We start from the raw sequence: 17,104 nt of genomic DNA on the forward strand, positions 1-17,104 counted from the left end.
ATAGGAGACAGGAGGCGCACCGGGCGGTGGGTGCTTACCCCCGCCAGGTCGGCGCCGCGCCACAGCACCTGGCCGGCGGCGGCGCCCACCAGCCGGGAGATGGCCCGCAGGGTGGTGCTCTTGCCGGCGCCGTTGGCCCCCAGCAGGGCCACCAGCTCCCCTTCCTTCACCTGCAGATCGAGGCCCCGCAGGGCGGGGAGGGCGCCGTAGCGCACGGTGAGACAACGCAGCTCCAGCAGCGGCGCGCTCATCGGCCGTCTCCGCCGGCACCGCCCGAACTGGCGCCCGAGCTGCCACCCGAGCCCCCCAGATAGGCCTCGATCACCCGTGGGTCGGTGCGCACCTCGGCGGGGCTGCCCAGGGCAATGCGCCTGCCGAAGTTGAGCACCGCCAACCGGTCGCAGAGCTGCATCATCAGCGGCACGTGGTGCTCGATGATCAGCACCGTCAGCGCGAAGTGCTCGCGGATCGTGCCGATCAGCCGCCGCAGGTCGTCCTTCTCGGCCGGGTTCATGCCGGCGGCGGGTTCATCCAGCAGCAGCAGCCGCGGCGCCGTCGCCAGGGCCCGGGCGATCTCCAGCCGGCGGCGGTCGCCGTAGGGCAGGTCCCCGGCCCGCTGGTCGGCCAGGGCCTCCAGCTCCAGCAGGGCCAGCAGCTCCATCGCCCGATCCTCCAGGCCCCTCCGGTGTTGGCGGAAGGCGCCGTTGGCCACCAGGGCCCCCAGCAGGGGGGTGCGGGCCGCATGGTGCAGGCCCACCAGCACGTTCTCCCGCACCGACAGGCTCTCGAACAGGCGCAGGTTCTGGAAGGTGCGGGCGATGCCGAGGCGGTTGAGGCCGCTGGCCCCCAGGCCCGTGGTGGGCGCCCCCCGCCACAGGCAGCGGCCGCCGCTGGGGGGGGTGAGGCCGGAGATCACGTTGAACAGGGTGGTCTTGCCGGCGCCGTTGGGGCCGATCAGGCCGAAGATCTCCCCCTCCTCCAGCTCCAGACCCACCTGATCGAGGGCCAGCAGGCCGCCGAAGCGGCAGCTGACAGCCTCCACCTGCAGCAGGGGCGCCGGGGCGGTGCCGTCGGGACTCGGGCTGGCGCTCGGGCTCATGGGGCCTGGGGAGCCTGGCGGCCCCGGTGGCGGCCCCGGCCGAGCAGGCCGGTCAGCCAGCGCAGTCGTTCCGCCGTCACCAGTCCCTGGGGAAAGAACAGCGGACCCAGCAGAATCACCGCCCCGAACAGGATCAGGCGCAGGTCCCCCACCGGCCGCAGCAGCTCCGGCAGGGCGGTGAGCAGCAGCCCCCCCAGCACCGGCCCCGGCCACAGACGGGAGCCGCCGAACACCACGAAGGCCAGGGTGGTGATGCTGGCGTCGAAGCTGCCGGCCCGGGCGTTCCAGGAGTTGAGGAAATGGGCCGCCAGCGCACCGGTGACGCCGGCGAGCACGGCGCTGGCCACGAAGGCGATCAGCTTGGTGCGGGGGGTGTCGATGCCGACGCAGGCGGCCGCCAGTTCGTCGTCGCGGATGGCGGCCATCGCCCGCCCCAGCCGCAGCGACTCCAGCCGCTGGCACAGCCAGCAGGCCAGGGCCAGCAGCGCCAGGGTGAACAGCACGTAGCCCTCGGGGTGGGCGAAGGGCTGGGGGATGCCGAAGATCCCCATGGCCCCGCCGGTGAAGGGCAGGTTGAGGTTGAGCACCCGCAGGATCTCCACCAGGGCGATGGTGGCGATGGCCAGGTAGATCCCCCGCAACCGCAGCACCGGCCCGCCGATCGCCAGGGCGATCAGCCCCGCCAGGGCCCCGCCCAGGGCCATCTCCGCCAGCAGGGCCGGCAGCGGTGAGGTGGCGCCGCTGCCGCCGAAGGCGGGGACGCCGGTGGAGAGCAGGGCGGCCACGTAGCCCCCCACCGCATAGAAGCCCGGGGTGGCCAGGGACAGCTGGCCGCAGCGCAGCGGCAGGTAGACCGAGAGGGCCAGCAGGGCGCCGAGCAGCATCTGTTCGAGCAGGGCGGCGTCCATGGCCCTCACACCTTGGTGGGCAGTGGCCGGCCCAGCAGACCCCGGGGCCGCAGCAGCAGTACCAGGAACAGGAAGCCGTAGCTGACCGCATCCTTGTAGCCCGACCAGTCGGCCGGCACCAGGGCCTCCGCCAGCCCGACGATCAGGCCCCCCAGCACCGCCCCCGGCACGCTGCCCAGCCCGCCCAGCACCAGCACCGCCAGCCCCTTGAGGCCGTAGCCGATGCCGAAGTAGGGCCCGGCGATGCTGGCGCTCAGCCCCACCAGGCCGCCGGCCATCCCGGCCAGGAAACCGCTGAGCCCGAAGGCGAGGCGCACCATGGCGGTGCTGTCGATGCCGAGCAGCTGGGCGGTTTCGGCGTCCTCCGCCACCGCCTGCAGCCCCTTGCCGTTGCGGCTGCCCTCCAGCCAGAGGGTGAGCAGGGCCAGCAGCAGCACCGCGATGCCCAGCAGCAGGGCCTGGACCGTGCGCACCCGGGCGCCCAGCAGGGGGAAGGAGGCCGGCAGGCCGCCGAGGGCGCCGGTGGGGATGGCGTAGCTTTCGGCCCCCACCAGCAGCTGGATCAGGTTCACCAGGATCACCCCCGCCCCCAGGCTGGTGATCAGGGCCAGCAGCGGATCGGCCCGGCGGCGGCGCAGGGGGCGGAAGGCCACCCGCTCCACCAGCAGGGCCACCAGGGCCGCCCCCAGCCCCGCCAGGGGCAGGGCGCCCCAGAAGGGCAGGGCGACGGGCAGCTGGAAGCCGGCCAGCAGACCGTTGGCCCCCACCGCACCGCCGATCAGCAGGTAGGTGAAGTAGGCCCCCAGGGTGAACACCGCCCCATGGGCGAAGTTGATCACCCCCAGGACCGAGAACACCAGGGTGTAGCCGAGAGCGAACAGCCCGTAGACCGCCCCCACCGACAGACCGTTGACCAGGATCTGGAGCAGGTCCACCAGGGGCTTACTTGAGCAGGGCGAAGCGTCCGCTGCGCCCGCCCGGATCCATGCGCACCTGGGCCACGAAGAACTGGCTCTGGACCACCTCGCCCTCCGGGGTGAAGCGGATCTCCCCCAGGGGGGTGGCGTAGGTGCCGGCCAGGATCTCCTCCATCAGCGCCTTGCGCGCGTCGGTCAGGGTGGCCCCTTTCAGGGGCTGGCGTTTGTCCAGCCGCACCAGCGCATCGCCGATCACCTGGAGGGCCGTGTAGGCCTGGGCCGTGAGCTGGGGCGGGATGGCGCCGCCCTTGGCCGCCTGGAAGGCCTTGAGGAAGGCCGTGTTGGCGGGGGTGTCCAGTTCGGGGCTGTAGGCCTGGGCGATCAGCAGCCCGTCGCAGTACTTCTGGCAGATCGGATAGATGTTCGGGGTGTTCATGCCGTTGCCGGCCACGATCAGGCCCTTGTAACCCAGCTCCCGCAGCTGGCGGATCAGGTTGCCGCCGTCCACCGCCTGCAGCGACAGCACGATCAGGTCGGGCTTCTCCCGCAGGGCGGCGCTGATCTGGTTCTGGAAGTCCTGGTCGTTGAGCTGGGTGCGCTGCACCGTCACCGGATCGAGGCCCTTCTCCTTGAGTGCCTTCTGGAAAATGGTGGTCTCGGCGGTGCTGTAGGCGTCGTCCTGGGCGTAGAACACCGCCGCCCGCTTCAGGCCCGGCTGGATCTTCAGGGCCCGCTCGATGGCCAGGGGCGCGATCACCGAGCTCTGGGCCGAGACCCGGCTGATGAAGAAGCCGATCTCCGGGATGCCGGTGGCGGTGTTGGAGGGGGCCACCACCGGGACGCCGCGGCGCTGGGCGATCGGGTCGGCGGAGAAGGCCTGCTGGGAGAGGGTGGGGCCGATCAGGGCCAGCACGCCCCGGTTGATCTGCAGGGTGAAGGCCGTGTTGGCCCCCGGTTCGTCGCTGCCGCTGTCCTCGAGGGCCAGCTTCAGGGGCGTGCCGTTGATGCCGCCGGCGCCATTGCGGTGCTGCAGGGCCAGCTCCAGGCCGATCTTCTGGTCCTGGCCGTAGACGTTGGCGTTGCCCGTCAGGGCGAGCACAGCCCCCACCGGCACGCCGCCGGCCAGATCGAGGGGCTGGCTGCCGGGGTCGGTGGCGCAGCCCGCCAGCAGGGTCAGGGTCAGCAGCCCGGTGCCGACCCCCAGCAGACGACCGACGCTCACGCCAGCGAGAGGAAGACGTCGCGGAAGGCGTCGATGGTGGCGTCGATGTCGGCGTCGCTGTGGGCCAGGGAGGTGAAGCCCGCCTCGAAGGCGCTCGGTGCCAGGTAGACGCCGCGTTCGAGCATGCCGCGGTGCAGGCGGCCGAAGCGGACCGTGTCGGCGGCCTTGGCCTGCTCGAAGTTGTGCACCGGCCCCTCACAGAGGAAGAAGCCGAACATGGCGCTGATGCTGCCGCCGCAGAAGGGGATGCCGGCTTCGGCGGCGGCGGCGCGGATGCCGTCGATGAGCCGTTTGGTGATCGTCTCCAGCCGCTCGTAGCTGCCGGGCTGGCTGAGCAGCTGCAGGGTCTTGATGCCGGCGGTCATGGCCAGGGGATTGCCGCTCAGGGTGCCCGCCTGATACATGGGGCCGGCGGGGGCCACCATCGCCATGATGTCGGCCCGGCCGCCGTAGGCCCCCACCGGCAGGCCGCCGCCGATCACCTTGCCCATGGTGGTGAGGTCCGGGGTGACGCCGAAGCGGGCCTGGGCACCGCCGTAGCTGATGCGGAAGCCGGTCATGACTTCGTCGAACACCAGCAGGGCGCCGTTCTCCTTGGTGAGTTCGCGCAGGCCCTCGAGAAAGCCGGGCTCGGGGGTGATGAAGCCCGCATTGCCCACCACCGGCTCCAGGATCACCCCGGCGATCTCCCCGGGGTTGTTGGCGAACAGCTGCTTGACCGACTCCAGGCAGTTGTAGGGGGCGGTGAGGGTGCCGGCGGTGACGGCGCGGGGCACACCGGGGGAGTCGGGCAGGCCGAGGGTGGCCACCCCGGAGCCCGCCTTGACCAGGAACATGTCGGCGTGGCCGTGGTAGCAGCCCTCGAACTTGATCACCTTCTCCCGGCCGGTGAAGGCGCGCATCAGCCGCAGCACCGCCATGCAGGCCTCGGTGCCGGAGTTGACGAAGCGCACCATCTCCACCGACGGCACGGCGGCGATGACCAGTTCGGCCAGCTCGTTCTCGAGCACGCAGGGGGCGCCGAAGCTGGTGCCCTTCTCCAGGGCCTGGTGCAGGGCGGCGATCACCTCCGGATGGCTGTGGCCGCAGATGGCGGGCCCCCAGCTGCCGACGTAGTCGATGTAGCGGTTGCCGTCGACGTCCCAGGCGTAGGCCCCCTTGACGCGGTCGAAGACGATCGGCTGGCCGCCCACCGACTTGAAGGCCCGCACGGGGGAACTGACGCCCCCGGGCATGAGTGTCTGGGCGGCGGCGAAGATCTCCTCGGATCGGGTGGTGAGGAGGGAAGGGGCCGAGGCGGGCGCTGAAGGGGTGGCCGAACTCAAGGCGGGATCCGCGGAAGGTGGAGGCATTCGTTTCCCATCCTGACCCAGAAGGGTGCCGGGGTGCTGCGCCTCGGTAAGTTCGGAAGCAATGGCACCCCTTCCCCGGCCCACCGGAACGCTTCCGTGACGATCGACTGGGCCGCGATGGAGCGTGACTGCCGCGCCCTGCTGCCGGCGCGGGCCGTGGTGGCGGCGCCCCAGGAGCTGCTGGCCTACGACTGCGACGGCCTGACGCTGCACCGGGCCCAGCCCCCCCTGGTGGTGCTGCCCGAAACCACCGAACAGGTGGCCGCCATCCTGCGGCTGTGCCACCGCCGCGGCGTGCCCTTCCTGGCCCGTGGCAGCGGCACCGGCCTCTCGGGGGGCGCCCTGGCGGAGAACGGAGCGCTGGTGATCGCCACCAGCCGCATGCGCTCGATCCTCGATGTCGATCTGGCCAACCGCCGCATCACCGTCCAGCCGGGGGTGATCAACGGCTGGGTCACCCGGGCGGTGGCCGGCGACGGCTTCTACTACGCCCCGGACCCCTCCAGCCAGGTGGTCTGCTCGATCGGCGGCAACGTGGCCGAGAACTCCGGCGGCGTGCACTGCCTCAAGTACGGGGTCACCAGCAACCACGTGCTGGAGATGGAGGTGGTGCTGCCCGACGGCACGGTCACCACCCTGGGCAGCGGCCTGGCCGAGACCCCCGAGCTGGACCTGCGCGGGGTGTTCATCGGCAGCGAGGGCACCCTCGGCATCGCCACCGCCATCACCCTACGGCTGCTGCGGGCCCCGCAGAGCGTGGCGGTGCTGCTGGCCGACTTCACCGCCATGGAGGCCGCCGGTGAGGCGGTGCGCCTGGTGACGGCGGCCGGCGTACTGCCGGCCGGGATGGAGATCATGGACAACTTCACCATCAACGCCGTCGACGATCTGTTCGGCCGCGACGAGTACCCCCGCGATGCGGCCGCGGTGCTGCTGATCGAACTGGACGGCCAGGAGCGCGAGGTGGCCGCCGCCGTGGAGATCGCCGGTGAGCTCTGCCGACAGGCCGGGGCCCGCACCATCCGGCGCGCCTCCAGCGAAGCCGACCGGGCCGTGCTGTGGAAGGGGCGCAAGTCCGCCTTTGCCGCCGTCGGCCGCATCACCCCCACCTATTACGTGCAGGACGGCGTCGTGCCCCGCAGCGCCCTGCCCGGGGTGCTGGCGGCGATCGAGGAGCTCAGCCGCCGCTACGACCTGCCGGTGGCCAACGTGTTCCATGCCGGCGACGGCAATCTCCACCCCCTGATCCTGTACCGGGCCGATGAGCCCGGCGTAACCGACCGGGTGCAGGAACTGGGGGCCGACATCCTGCGCCTCTGCATCGATGCGGGCGGCAGTATCACCGGCGAGCACGGGGTGGGCAGCGACAAGCGCTGCTATCTCGACTGGATGTTCGCCCCCGACGACCTGGCCACCATGCGCCTGGTGCGTGACGCTTTCGACCCGGCGGGCCTGGCCAACCCCGGCAAGATCTTCCCCACCCCGCGCAGCTGCGGCGAATCGGCCCGGCGTCAGGCTTCCTCGCTCACCGTGCGGGTCGATGCCCTCCCCGCCGGTGGCGTGGAGTCGCCGAGCCTGGAGCCCCTCGACGTTTTCTGAGCCCGGCCGAGGGGGCGGATCGCCGCGGGCACGGTTCTACGTTGGGGGGACCTTCCCTCCCGGCGCTCCATGCTGATCCGCCCGATGGCCCGTCTGGGTGTCGCTCTGGGTGTCACAGGCAGCCTGCTGACCGCAGCGCCGGTTTTCGCCCAGTCCCCGGTCGTCAATCTGGTGGCCAAGAAAGTGATCGAGCGCTATCAGAAATCCAGCTGCGAGCAGCTCTGGGCCGCCCGCAGCGAGCGGCGTGGGTCCCAGGAGCAGCGCGTGCTCGACATGCTCAACGACGATCCCCAGCTGCGTCAGTCCTTCATCGACCAGGTCGCCGCCCCGGTGATGAACAAGCTGTTCGTCTGCGGGATGCTCCCCTGAGCGCCAGCTTCCGCTGGCCACGCGCGGCCCATCTGGTATGCCTGGATGTCCCTGCTGGCGGACGATCTCTTCTGCCAGGTGATGGCTTGCCTCACCCAGACGTTCGTTCTCGTCGAAGCGTTCTGTCCGGTACTGGGCTGGCTGTTCCCGGCACCCCGGGGGGCTGGTGCCGTACCACTTCGCCCCCCACCAGCAGGACGGCCTCGCCGGCCTGAAGCGGCAGCCATGCCTCATCCCTGGTCAGCGGTTCGGTGCTGACGATCGTCACGACGTCGTCGACGCCGGCCAGCTCGGAGAAGTCGACGCTCAGGTCGTCATCCGCCAGGGTGGCCCGGCCGAACGGGGCCCGGCGGGTGATGCGGTGCAGCCGGCTGCTGGCATGGGCGAACAGCCAGCTGCCGTTGCTGATCAGACAGTTGAAGGTGCCCTGCTGCTCCAGCTGCCGGGCGCAGAGCACCAGCGTGTCGAAGATGGCATCCAGGTCCGCCGGATCGGCGCCGGCGGCGTTCAGTTGCTCCAGGATCCAGCAGAAGGCCACTTCGCTGTCGGTGGATCCCTCTGGAACGAACAGCCGGGTCTGAGGCAGAGGTCCCAGCAGGTTGCCGTTGTGGGCGAACACCCACTCCCGCCCTTGCCAGCGCCGGTGGAAGGGGTGGCAGTTCTCCAGGGCCACCACCCCCTGGGTCGCCTTGCGGATGTGGGCGATCGAGCAGTGGGCGCGCAGATCCAGGCTGGCCACCTGGGCGGCGATCGGCGAGAAGGCCGCCGGGGCGTCCTCCCGGTACAGATGCACCCCGCGGCCATCGGGGTCGAAGCTGGCCACCCCCCAGCCGTCCCCGTGGCAGCCGGTGGCACCCCCCCGGCGGGTGAGGCCATGGAAGGAGAAGCGCATGTCGGTGGGGGTGTTGGCGCTGAGGGCCAGCAGTTCGCACATCACCCGAGGTCCACCGAGGACCCCATTGTCCCCGCCGCGAGGGGCCGGATCAGCGGGAGCTGCTGAACAGCTGGTCCCAGACCCCGTCCTTGCCGAAGAAGGTGGCGTTGATCTTCTCCCAGCCACCGAAGTCGCCGGCCGAGAACAGCTGCTTCACCGGGGCGAAGCGGCCCTTCACCCGGCTCCAGACGCCCGGGCTGGCCGGACGGAAGCCTTCCTCGGCGAAGATTTCCTGGGCCGGCTCGCTCTGCAGAAAGGCGGCCAGGGCCTCGGCGGCCTTGCGGGTGCCCTTGCGATCCACGTTGCGGTCGATGACGGTCACCGGGCCCTCGATGCGGATGTTGACCTCGGGCACGATGAAGGGGGCCTTGAGATCGCCGCTGCGCTTGGCCAGGATCGCCTCGTTCTCGTAGTTGAGCAGCACGTCGCCCTGTCCGCGCTTGAGGAACACGTCACTGGCCTCGCGGGCGTCCTTGGGCAGGTTGTCGACGTTGCGGTAAACCGAACTGACGTAGGCCTTGGCCTGGGCCTCGCTGCCGCCGGTCTGGCTGATCGAGCCCCATAGCCCCAGGAAGTTCCAGCGGGCGCCGCCGGAGGTCTTGGGATTGGCCGTCACCACGGTGACGCCGGGCTTGGCCAGGTCGGCCCAGGTCCGTACCCCTTTGGGGTTGCCATCACGGGTCACGAAGGCCACCACCGAGTGGGTGATGATCGCGCCGCCGGGCAGGTCGTTCTCCCAGCCCGGCTGCACCAGGCCCGCTTCCTGGAGCTTGAGCACGTCACCGGCCAGGGCGAGGGTGGCCACGTCGGCATCGAGGCCGTCGATGATCGCCCGGGTCTGGGAGCCGGAGCCGCCGTAGCTCGTCTTGACGTTGATGGCCTGACCGGTTCGGGCCTTCCAGTCGGCTTCGAACTTGGGCAGGATCCGGTCGTAGGCCCCCTTGGTCACGGCGTAGCTGACCAGCAGCAGCTCCTCGGGAGCGCCGCTGCCGCCGGCGCCGCCACCGCCCTCGGGCTGGGTGCCGCAGCCGCTCAGGGCCAGGCCCCCCAGCAGGAGGCCGGTGATGGCCAGGGGGGTGGCGGACGGAAGTGGCGAGGAGAATGGATAAAGTACGGTAGACCGATGCGCGAACTGGAGAAAACTATTCCTCCCTGCCGCCGCGCGATGTAGGGCGGATGACACCGGGCGGAGGCCCGGCGGGGGCCGATTGCCGAAGCCGGGCCTGCCACAATCCCCGTAAGACAACCGTGGATTCCCTTGGCCTTCAGCGCGAAAACCGGATACGGCCTCGTCTCGCTCATCGAGCTGGCCGCCATCCATTCCCGCGGCGGTGTCCTCCAGGTGGCGGAGATCGCCCAGCGCCAGGCCATTCCCGATCGCTATCTGGAGCAGATGCTCGCCAGCCTGCGCCGGGGCCAGATCCTGCGCAGCATCCGCGGGCCGAAGGGGGGTTACCAGCTGGCCCGGCCACCGGCCGAGATCCGGGTCGATGACGTCGTGAGCTGCCTGGAGGGGGAGGTCACGCCGCGGGCCGGCGGCGAGGGCGTCACCCCTGAATTCGAGGTGCTGGGTCGGCTGGAGGAACGGCTCGAAGAGGCCCGCCGCGCCATTCTCTTGGGCACCACCCTGCAGGACCTGCTGGACCAGCGGGATCACCTGGCCCAGGCCCAGGCGATGTACTTCATCTGAGCAGACCGGCCCTGAATCCGGCCGGACCGCGCTGGACCGTTAAATAGACCACATTGCCGATGGGAAATGTGAGATATGGTGTTCGGGTCCCCGCAGGCTCCCCATGGACTGTTGTCGGCGAATGCCTGTCGCCAGCCGAAGGCTGGCCGTCCGCCCTGCCCTGAACCCCCCGACCCCATCGCTGTCCGCCTGCGGCCATGACCACCTCACGCACGCCCCAGACCCTCCGCCTCACGCTCCTGCCCCATGACGTCCTGCCCGACGGACTTCACTGGAAGATCCAGGACGGCTACATCCGCACCGCCTCCCACGACGAGGAGGGCGAATCCTTCACCCTTGGCCAGTGGGGCCCGGGTGACTGGGTGACCAACGCTTATTCCACGCTGCGTCCGGTGGAGATCCAGTGCCTGTCCACGGTGGTGGTGGAGCAGGGCCATCCCAGCGAGGCCGAGATCCTGGCCTTCCTGCATCACCAGATCCGGAACACCGAAGAGCTGTTCGAGATCAACCGGGTCCGCGGCGCCGACTCACGGCTGCTGCGGCTGCTGCGCTGGATCGGCCTCCGCTTCGGGCAGGTGAGCAGCCGCGGCTACCGCCTCTCCCTGCGGGACATGAACCTCACCCATCAGGCCCTGGCGGAGATCTGCGGCTTCACCCGGGTGACGGTCACCAAGACCCTCAACCATTTCAAGCGCCTCGGCCTGCTGCATCAGGTCAGCGACACCGACCTGATGGTCAGCATTCCCTGAACACGCCGACGCGGTTCAGCGCCCCATTCCCAGCGTCCTTTCTGTTCAACAACACCCACGCATCAACAACCACCTTCATGGCTGCCCAGTACTTCCGCTCCAGGCTCAATGAGTCCCATCCCCAGCGCTTCACCCTCGTCTTCCGCAACGGTGAACTGCTGCGCCACCAGGATCCCCTGGCCGTGGCCCAGTACCTCGCCGATGCCCGCCTGGCGGAGGTTCATTCCGAACCGCCGCGCCGCCACGGCTCCGATCGACTGATCAGATCGAAAAATCCGGTTGAAAGGCGTGGGCCTGGCGGCTGATCACATGCAGTCGGTCGCCGGGCTTGAGGTTGGCGACGTCCACCTCTTCCCGGGGGAACTGGGCCACCACCACTTCTTCTGAGTCGAGCACCAGTTCCGCCTGCAGGTCGCGGCCCATGTGGGTGAGGCGCCGCAGGCGGGCCGGCACGGTGCCCGGCTGGGGGGTGGCATGCACCTGCACATGGTGGGGGCGCACGAAGATCCGGCCCTCCGCCGGCAGCGGCGGAACCGCATCGCGCCGCACGGGCAGGGAACCGCTGGGCAACTCGTTGACGGCGCCCACGAAACTCATCACGAACGGTGAGGCGGGATGGTCGTAGATCTCCGCCGGGGAACCGATCTGCTCCACCCGGCCTTCGTTCATCACCACGATCCGATCGGCCACCTCCATGGCCTCCTCCTGGTCGTGGGTGACGATCACGGTGGTGACGTGCATCTCGTCGTGGAGATTGCGCAGCCAGGCGCGCAGTTCCTTGCGCACCTTGGCATCGAGGGCGCTGAAGGGTTCATCCAGCAGCAGCACCCGGGGCTGCACCGCCAGGGCTCGGGCCAGGGCTACCCGCTGCCGCTGCCCGCCGGACAGCTGGGAGGGGTAGCGGTTGCCGTAGCCCCGCAGGTGCACCAGGTCGAGCAGCTCGTCGACCCGCCGGCGGATCGCCTCGGGCTTCCAGCGGCGCAGTTCAAGGCCGAAGGCCACGTTGCGACGCACGTTGCGGTGCTTGAACAGGGCGAAATGCTGGAAGACGAAGCCCACCTGGTGCTCCTGCACCGACCGTTCGGTCGCCTCCTCGCCGGTGATCCAGATGCGGCCGGCATCGGCCTCCTCCAGTCCGGCGATCAATCGCAGCAGGGTGCTCTTGCCCGACCCGGAGGGTCCGAGCAGGGCCACCAGGGAGCCGCTTTCCACGTCGACGCTGACGTCGTCGACGGCGCGGAAGTCGCCGAAGCTCTTGCTGACGTTGGCGACGCGGATGCCCATGGGAGCGGCCTGGGTGGCTGGAGAAACTGACTATACCGGTAAGCGCACCGATGAACCGTCCTTTAGTCTGACGCCGTCGTCCCGCTCCTCCCGCTCCGATGGCCCCCGCCCTCCTGCGTCGCTGGCGCCTGCCGGCCCTGGCGCTGCCCAGCTGGCCCTGGCGCATCACCTGGACCTACCTGGGCCTGATCCTGTTCCTGCCCCTGGGCGCGATGCTGCTCAGGGCCGCCGAGGTGGGACCCGTCGGTTTCTGGGAGATGGCCACCACACCGGAGGCCATCGCCACCTACAAGGTCAGCTTCGGCCTGGCCCTGGTGGCCAGCTTCATCAACGGTGTCTTCGGGCTGGCGGTGGCCTGGGCGCTGGTGCGCTGCCGCTTTCCTGGCCAGCGCCTGCTCGATGCCCTGATCGATCTGCCCTTCGCCCTTCCCACCGCCGTCGCCGGTCTTGCCCTCACGGCCGTGTACAGCACCAACGGCTGGCTGGGCCAGCCGCTCAACGAGGCCTTCGGCCTCAAGGTGGCCTTCGCCGCCCCGGGGGTGACCGTGGCGATGGTGTTCATCTCCCTGCCCTTTGTGGTGCGCACCGTGGAACCCGTGCTGCGTTCCCTCGAGAAGGAGCAGGAGGAGGCCTCCTGGTGCCTGGGGGCCACGCCGCTCCAGACCAGCCTGCGGGTGGTGCTCCCCCAGCTCCTGCCGGCGATCCTCGGCGGGGTGGCCCAGGGCTACAGCCGGGCCGTGGGGGAGTACGGCTCGGTGGTGATGATCTCCAGCAACGTGCCGTTCCGGGACCTGATCACCCCCACGTTGATCATCCAGAAACTGGAGGAATACGACTTCGATGCCGCCACCGTGATCGGCGCGGTGATGCTGATCTTCTCCCTGCTCAGTTTGCTTGTCATCAACCTGCTGCAGGTGTGGGGCCAGCGCTACCAGGGCGACGCGGCCTGATCCCGCCACCTGGCTCCGCCTTCAATCCTTGCCCTGTCCGCCCTCTCGTTCCCGCCACCGGCTGTCCGCCATGACCATCGTCGTCCCCACCCTGGAGAGCCCCGCAGCCGTTCAGGCCCCCCGCCCCAGGTCACGCCGCCAGGGCCCTGATCTGGCGGCGATCCTGATCCCCCTGATCGCCTGCCTCTACGTGGGGGTGGTGATCCTGCTGCCCGCCCTGAGCGTCGTGGCCTCCGCCTTCGCCAAGGGGCTGGGGCCTTTCCTGGAGAACTTCCAGTCCCACGAACTGCTCTCGGCCCTGCGCCTGACCCTGTTCGCCACCGCCGTGGCGGTGCCCTGCAACGTGATCTTCGGCCTGGCTGCGGCCACCGCCATCGCCCGCCGCCAGTTCCGGGGCAAGGCCCTGCTGCTCAGCATCATCGACCTCCCCTTCTCGATCTCGCCGGTGGTGGTGGGCCTGATGCTGGTGCTGCTCTACAGCCCCACCCATGGCCTGCTGGGGGGCGTCATCGAGAGCCTGGGCTGGAAGATCATCTTCTCCTGGCCGGGGATCGTGCTGGCCACGATCATCGTCACCTTCCCCTTCATGGCCCGGGAGGTGATCCCCCTGCTGGAGGAGGAGGGCTGGGAGCAGGAGGAGGCCGCCCGCACCCTCGGCGCCAGCAACTGGCAGGTGTTCTGGAAGGTGACGCTCCCCTCGGTGCGCTGGGCCGCCCTCTACGGCCTGATCCTCACCACGGCCCGGGCCCTGGGGGAGTTCGGTGCCGTCGCGGTGGTCAGCGGCAACATCGAGGGCCTCACCCAGACCCTGCCCCTCTTCGTGGAGGACGCCTACAAGAACTACCAGACCGAACTGGCCTTCGGGGCGGCAATGGTGCTGGGGGGCGTGGCGATCGTGTCGCTGCTGCTCAAGCTCCTGGTGGAGCAGCTGCTGGAGCAGGACAAGAAGGCGACCCGGAACCCCCTGGACGGCTGATCGGGTCCTGGGAACAGCTCCCCGGCGCCTCGATCTGGAGCGTGCTGTGGGTGATGCCCAGCGGGGCGAGCCGCCGCTGGGCAAGGGACAGCAGCTCTGCGTCGAGCGGGCCGTCACCAGGGCCGACGAGATGGGCCGTGAGGGCGGTGCGGGAGGTGCTCATGCCCCAGACGTGCAGATGGTGGACGTTCTCCACGCCGGGCAGGTCCCGCAGGGCCGCCTCCACCGCGGCCAGGTCAACGCCCCGCGGCACGGCGTCGAGGCTGGCGCTGAGGGATTCCATCAGCAGTTCCCAGCCGCTCCAGGCCACCGCCAGCCCCACACCGATGGCCGTGGCCGCATCCAGCCACAGCCAGCCCACCAGCCCCACCAGCACGGCGCTGACCAGAACGGCGGCCGAGACGGCGGCATCGGTGAGCAGGTGCACCACCGCCGCCCGCCGGTTCAGATCGTGGTGGTGGCCGGCGCCGAACAGCCGGGCCGAGAGCAGGTTGATCACGATGCCGGCCGCCGCCGCCCAGGCCACCGGGCCGCTGACCACCGGCACCGGATCCAGCAGCCGCTGCACTCCTTCGACGATGACCACCCCGGCCGCCATCAGGATCAGGGCCGCGTTCATCAGCGAGGCCAGCTGGGTGCTGCGGCCGAAGCCGTAGGTGAAGCGAGCCGTGGCCGGCCGGGCACTCAGCCGTTCGGCCCCCCAGCCCAGCAGCAGGCCGGCCACATCACCGAGGTTGTGGATGGCGTCGCCGATCAGGGCCAGGGAGCCGAAGCCGATGCCGATCGCCAGCTGCAGCCCCGAGAGGCCGCTGTTCAGCAGCACCCCCCAGAAGAAGGCCCGGGGCGAACCCTGGCCGTGTGGATGCCCATGGTCGTGCGGTGGGTGCTCGTGTGAATGGGACGCCATGGAGGCGTCTTAGCAGCGCTGGCCCCGGCCGGCTTCAGCTCTGGTAATGGGAATCGAGCCAGCACCGGGGCAGGGCCTCTCCGGAGGGAAAGAACAGGTCGGTCTTGGGGTACTCCTGGGGATCCTGCAGCTCCTCGCCGCCGTGGAGCCGGGCCTGGACCCGGGCGTCGAAGGGGTTGAACAACTGCTTGACGTTCAGCACCTCCACGAGGCTGGCGTCATCGTTGTGGCGTACTTTCAGGAACATCGCCCTGCTCCGGTTCTCGATACCTTCAGTCTGGTGCCATGGCGCTGGTCAAGGTAGCGACCGTGACATTTCTCCGGCGCCGTTGCCGGGCCCTCCGCGTCTGAGTTCCGTTCCATGGCCCATCACCAGATCCTGATCGTCGGCGGAGGGGCTGCGGGCCTCACCGTGGCCAGCCAGCTCAAGCGGGCCCGGCCCGGTCTGGAGATCGCCATCCTGGAGCCCTCCCCCGACCACTACTACCAACCCGGCTGGACCCTGGTGGGCGGCGGCGTCTTCACCCTCGAGCAGACCCGCCGCGCCGAGGCGGACCTGATCCCCGAGGGGGTGCGCTGGATCCGCGCCGCCGCCACCGGTTTCGATCCGGTGGCCGGCACCGTCACCAGCAGCGACGGTGAAACGCTCCATTACGACGCCCTGGTGGTGGCCACCGGCATCAAGCTCTGCTGGGACCGGATCAAGGGTCTGCCGGAGGCCCTGGGCACGGAGGGCATCACCAGCAACTATTCCAAGGATCTGGTCGATTACACCTGGACGACGATCCAGGCGTTCAGCGGCGGCAACGCCATCTTCACCTTCCCCGACACGCCGATCAAATGCGCCGGGGCGCCCCAGAAGATCATGTACCTGGCCGACGACGTCTTCAAGCGCTCGCCGGTGGTGGCGGCGGCCACCAAGGTCATCTTCGCCACCGCCACCCCGGGGATCTTCGGGATTCCCACCTTCGCCGAACCCCTGCGCCAGGTGGTGGCCCGCCGCGGCATCGAGCCCCGCTACCAGCACACCCTCAAGGAGGTGCGCGCCGCCAGCAAGGAGGCCGTCTTCGCCGTCAAGGACGGCGACACGGTGCGCGAAGAGGTGCTGCCCTTCGGGATGCTGCATGTCACCCCGCCGATGGCGGCCCCGGATGTGGTGGCCACCAGCCCCCTGGCAGTGGCCGGCCCCGGCGGCTGGGTGGAGGTGGACAAGTTCACCACCCAGCACGTGCGCCACCCCAACGTCTTCTCCCTCGGCGACGTCTCCTCGCTGCCCAACTCCAAGACCGCGGCGGCGGTGCGGGGCCAGGCACCGGTGCTGGTGGCCAACCTGCTGGCCCACCTCGACGGTCAGCCCCTGGCGGCCCGCTACGACGGCTACGCCTGCTGCCCGCTGATCACCGGCTACGGCCGGGTGATCATGGCCGAGTTCAACTATGAGGGACAGCCCGTTCCCTCCTTCCCCCTCGATCCCACCCAGGAGCGCTGGAGCATGTGGGTGGTCAAGAAGGACGTGCTGCCCTGGATCTACTGGAACCGCATGCTCAAGGGAGCCCCCCACGAGCGCCGCTTCATGCCGGGGGTGGCGCGCTGAGGTCGCTGCCGCGGATGGCCACCGGGGAGGGCGTCACGTCCCAGATGCGTTCTGCGTACTCACCGATGGCCCGATCGGAGGAGAAGAAGCCACTGCGGGCGGTGTTCAGCAACGCCATCTGATTCCAGCGGCGGCGGTCGGCCCAGGTGGCGCTGACGCTGGCCTGGGCCTGCAGGTAGGCCGCGAAGTCGGCCAGCACGACGAAGGGGTCGACCCCCCGCAGCTGGTCGGTCATGGGCCGGAAGCGGTCCGTGTCCCCCTGGCTGAAGTGCCCCCGCTCGATCAGGGCGAACACCTCCGCCAGCAGCGGATCGTTGCCGATCCATTCCCAGGGCCGGTAGCCCTGTTCCCGGAGTTCGGCGATGCCTTCGGTGGTGCGGCCAAAGAGGAAGAAGTTGTCGTCGCCGACCTGCTCACGGATCTCGATGTTGGCGCCATCGAGGGTGCCGATGGTGAGGGCGCCGTTCATCATGAATTTCATGTTGCCGGTGCCGGAGGCCTCGAGGCCGGCGGTGGAGATCTGCTCGGAGAGGTCGGCGGCGGGGTAGACGCGC

20 protein-coding genes are annotated in these 17,104 nt (G+C 70.0%); 8 read left to right on the forward strand and 12 right to left on the reverse strand.

Features of this window, described 5'->3' with window-relative positions; translation table 11 throughout:
• The 6 genes from VB737_RS09880 to hemL form a co-directional block, all read right to left on the reverse strand.
• Positions 1-251: ATP-binding cassette domain-containing protein (locus VB737_RS09880; RefSeq protein WP_500312645.1), on the reverse strand; the 251-nt coding region annotated here is incomplete at its 3' end.
• Entirely contained in the window at positions 248-1,099 is an 852-nt protein-coding gene (locus tag VB737_RS09885; RefSeq protein ID WP_500312646.1) for an ABC transporter ATP-binding protein, read from the reverse strand. The genes VB737_RS09885 and VB737_RS09880, both read right to left, overlap by 4 nt.
• The gene (locus VB737_RS09890; protein ID WP_500312647.1) at positions 1,096-2,007 is read right to left on the reverse strand and encodes a branched-chain amino acid ABC transporter permease; all 912 of its coding nucleotides are present in this window, start codon (positions 2,005-2,007) and stop codon (positions 1,096-1,098) included. The genes VB737_RS09885 and VB737_RS09890 overlap by 4 nt, the downstream gene beginning before the upstream one ends.
• A 5-nt stretch (positions 2,008-2,012) precedes the next feature.
• Positions 2,013-2,942 carry a branched-chain amino acid ABC transporter permease gene (locus VB737_RS09895; protein WP_323243554.1) on the reverse strand — a complete coding sequence of 310 codons (930 nt, stop codon included), beginning with the start codon at positions 2,940-2,942 and terminating at the stop codon, positions 2,013-2,015.
• Positions 2,943-2,949: 7 nt separating this feature from the next.
• A complete protein-coding gene (locus tag VB737_RS09900; protein WP_500312648.1) occupies positions 2,950-4,146 on the reverse strand; it encodes an ABC transporter substrate-binding protein in 1,197 nt (398 codons plus the stop codon).
• Complete coding sequence (gene hemL, locus VB737_RS09905; RefSeq protein ID WP_500312649.1) at positions 4,143-5,471, reverse strand: glutamate-1-semialdehyde 2,1-aminomutase; 1,329 nt, start codon at positions 5,469-5,471, stop codon at positions 4,143-4,145. The genes VB737_RS09900 and hemL overlap by 4 nt, the downstream gene beginning before the upstream one ends.
• 144 nt (positions 5,472-5,615) lie before the next feature.
• On the opposite strand from hemL, the gene VB737_RS09910 reads away from it, so the two are divergent.
• Positions 5,616-7,097 (forward strand): FAD-linked oxidase C-terminal domain-containing protein, encoded by a 1,482-nt coding sequence (locus tag VB737_RS09910; protein ID WP_500312660.1) that lies wholly within the window; start codon positions 5,616-5,618, stop codon positions 7,095-7,097.
• 69 nt (positions 7,098-7,166) lie between these two features.
• On the forward strand, positions 7,167-7,466 hold the full coding sequence (locus tag VB737_RS09915; RefSeq protein ID WP_323243557.1) for a hypothetical protein: 300 nt from the start codon (positions 7,167-7,169) through the stop codon (positions 7,464-7,466).
• Positions 7,467-7,557: 91 nt separating this feature from the next.
• Here VB737_RS09915 and VB737_RS09920 read toward each other — a convergent pair whose 3' ends face one another.
• Positions 7,558-8,400, reverse strand: coding sequence for a class II glutamine amidotransferase (locus VB737_RS09920; protein ID WP_500312650.1), 843 nt, complete (start codon positions 8,398-8,400; stop codon positions 7,558-7,560).
• Positions 8,401-8,449: 49 nt separating this feature from the next.
• Positions 8,450-9,472, reverse strand: coding sequence for a sulfate ABC transporter substrate-binding protein (locus VB737_RS09925; protein ID WP_500312661.1), 1,023 nt, complete (start codon positions 9,470-9,472; stop codon positions 8,450-8,452).
• 186 nt (positions 9,473-9,658) lie between these two features.
• Here VB737_RS09925 and VB737_RS09930 point away from each other — a divergent pair, with 186 nt between their 5' ends.
• The 3 genes from VB737_RS09930 to VB737_RS09940 all read left to right on the forward strand — a co-directional run bounded on the left by VB737_RS09930 (position 9,659) and on the right by VB737_RS09940 (position 11,144).
• Positions 9,659-10,090 carry an RrF2 family transcriptional regulator gene (locus tag VB737_RS09930; RefSeq protein WP_323243560.1) on the forward strand — a complete coding sequence of 144 codons (432 nt, stop codon included), beginning with the start codon at positions 9,659-9,661 and terminating at the stop codon, positions 10,088-10,090.
• 197 nt (positions 10,091-10,287) lie between these two features.
• Complete coding sequence (locus VB737_RS09935; RefSeq protein ID WP_500312651.1) at positions 10,288-10,839, forward strand: Crp/Fnr family transcriptional regulator; 552 nt, start codon at positions 10,288-10,290, stop codon at positions 10,837-10,839.
• Between the two features lie 77 nt (positions 10,840-10,916).
• A complete protein-coding gene (locus VB737_RS09940) occupies positions 10,917-11,144 on the forward strand; it encodes a hypothetical protein (protein WP_500312652.1) in 228 nt (75 codons plus the stop codon).
• Here VB737_RS09940 and VB737_RS09945 read toward each other — a convergent pair.
• Entirely contained in the window at positions 11,101-12,123 is a 1,023-nt protein-coding gene (locus VB737_RS09945; protein ID WP_500312653.1) for a sulfate/molybdate ABC transporter ATP-binding protein, read from the reverse strand. The two genes, VB737_RS09940 and VB737_RS09945, sit on opposite strands and share 44 nt — an antisense overlap.
• 98 nt (positions 12,124-12,221) lie before the next feature.
• Between VB737_RS09945 and cysT the strand changes: the two genes are divergently transcribed.
• Both cysT and cysW read left to right on the forward strand, forming a co-directional pair.
• Complete coding sequence (gene cysT / locus VB737_RS09950) at positions 12,222-13,073, forward strand: sulfate ABC transporter permease subunit CysT (RefSeq protein WP_500312654.1); 852 nt, start codon at positions 12,222-12,224, stop codon at positions 13,071-13,073.
• A gap of 70 nt (positions 13,074-13,143) precedes the next feature.
• Positions 13,144-14,049, forward strand: coding sequence for a sulfate ABC transporter permease subunit CysW (gene cysW, locus VB737_RS09955; protein WP_500312655.1), 906 nt, complete (start codon positions 13,144-13,146; stop codon positions 14,047-14,049).
• Here cysW and VB737_RS09960 read toward each other — a convergent pair.
• A complete protein-coding gene (locus VB737_RS09960; protein ID WP_500312656.1) occupies positions 13,982-14,956 on the reverse strand; it encodes a cation diffusion facilitator family transporter in 975 nt (324 codons plus the stop codon). The two genes, cysW and VB737_RS09960, sit on opposite strands and share 68 nt — an antisense overlap.
• A gap of 34 nt (positions 14,957-14,990) precedes the next feature.
• Complete coding sequence (locus VB737_RS09965) at positions 14,991-15,203, reverse strand: acetyltransferase (protein WP_500312657.1); 213 nt, start codon at positions 15,201-15,203, stop codon at positions 14,991-14,993.
• Positions 15,204-15,317: 114 nt separating this feature from the next.
• Here VB737_RS09965 and VB737_RS09970 point away from each other — a divergent pair, with 114 nt between their 5' ends.
• Entirely contained in the window at positions 15,318-16,550 is a 1,233-nt protein-coding gene (locus VB737_RS09970) for an NAD(P)/FAD-dependent oxidoreductase (RefSeq protein ID WP_500312658.1), read from the forward strand.
• Here the strand turns inward: VB737_RS09970 and VB737_RS09975 are convergent.
• On the reverse strand, positions 16,528-17,104 hold a 577-nt coding region (locus VB737_RS09975), incomplete at its 5' end, for a glycogen/starch/alpha-glucan phosphorylase (protein ID WP_500312659.1). The genes VB737_RS09970 and VB737_RS09975 overlap by 23 nt on opposite strands.

The organism is Synechococcus sp. BA-120 BA3, assembly GCF_034931285.1.
Taxonomy (GTDB): Bacteria; Cyanobacteriota; Cyanobacteriia; order PCC-6307; family Cyanobiaceae; genus Cyanobium.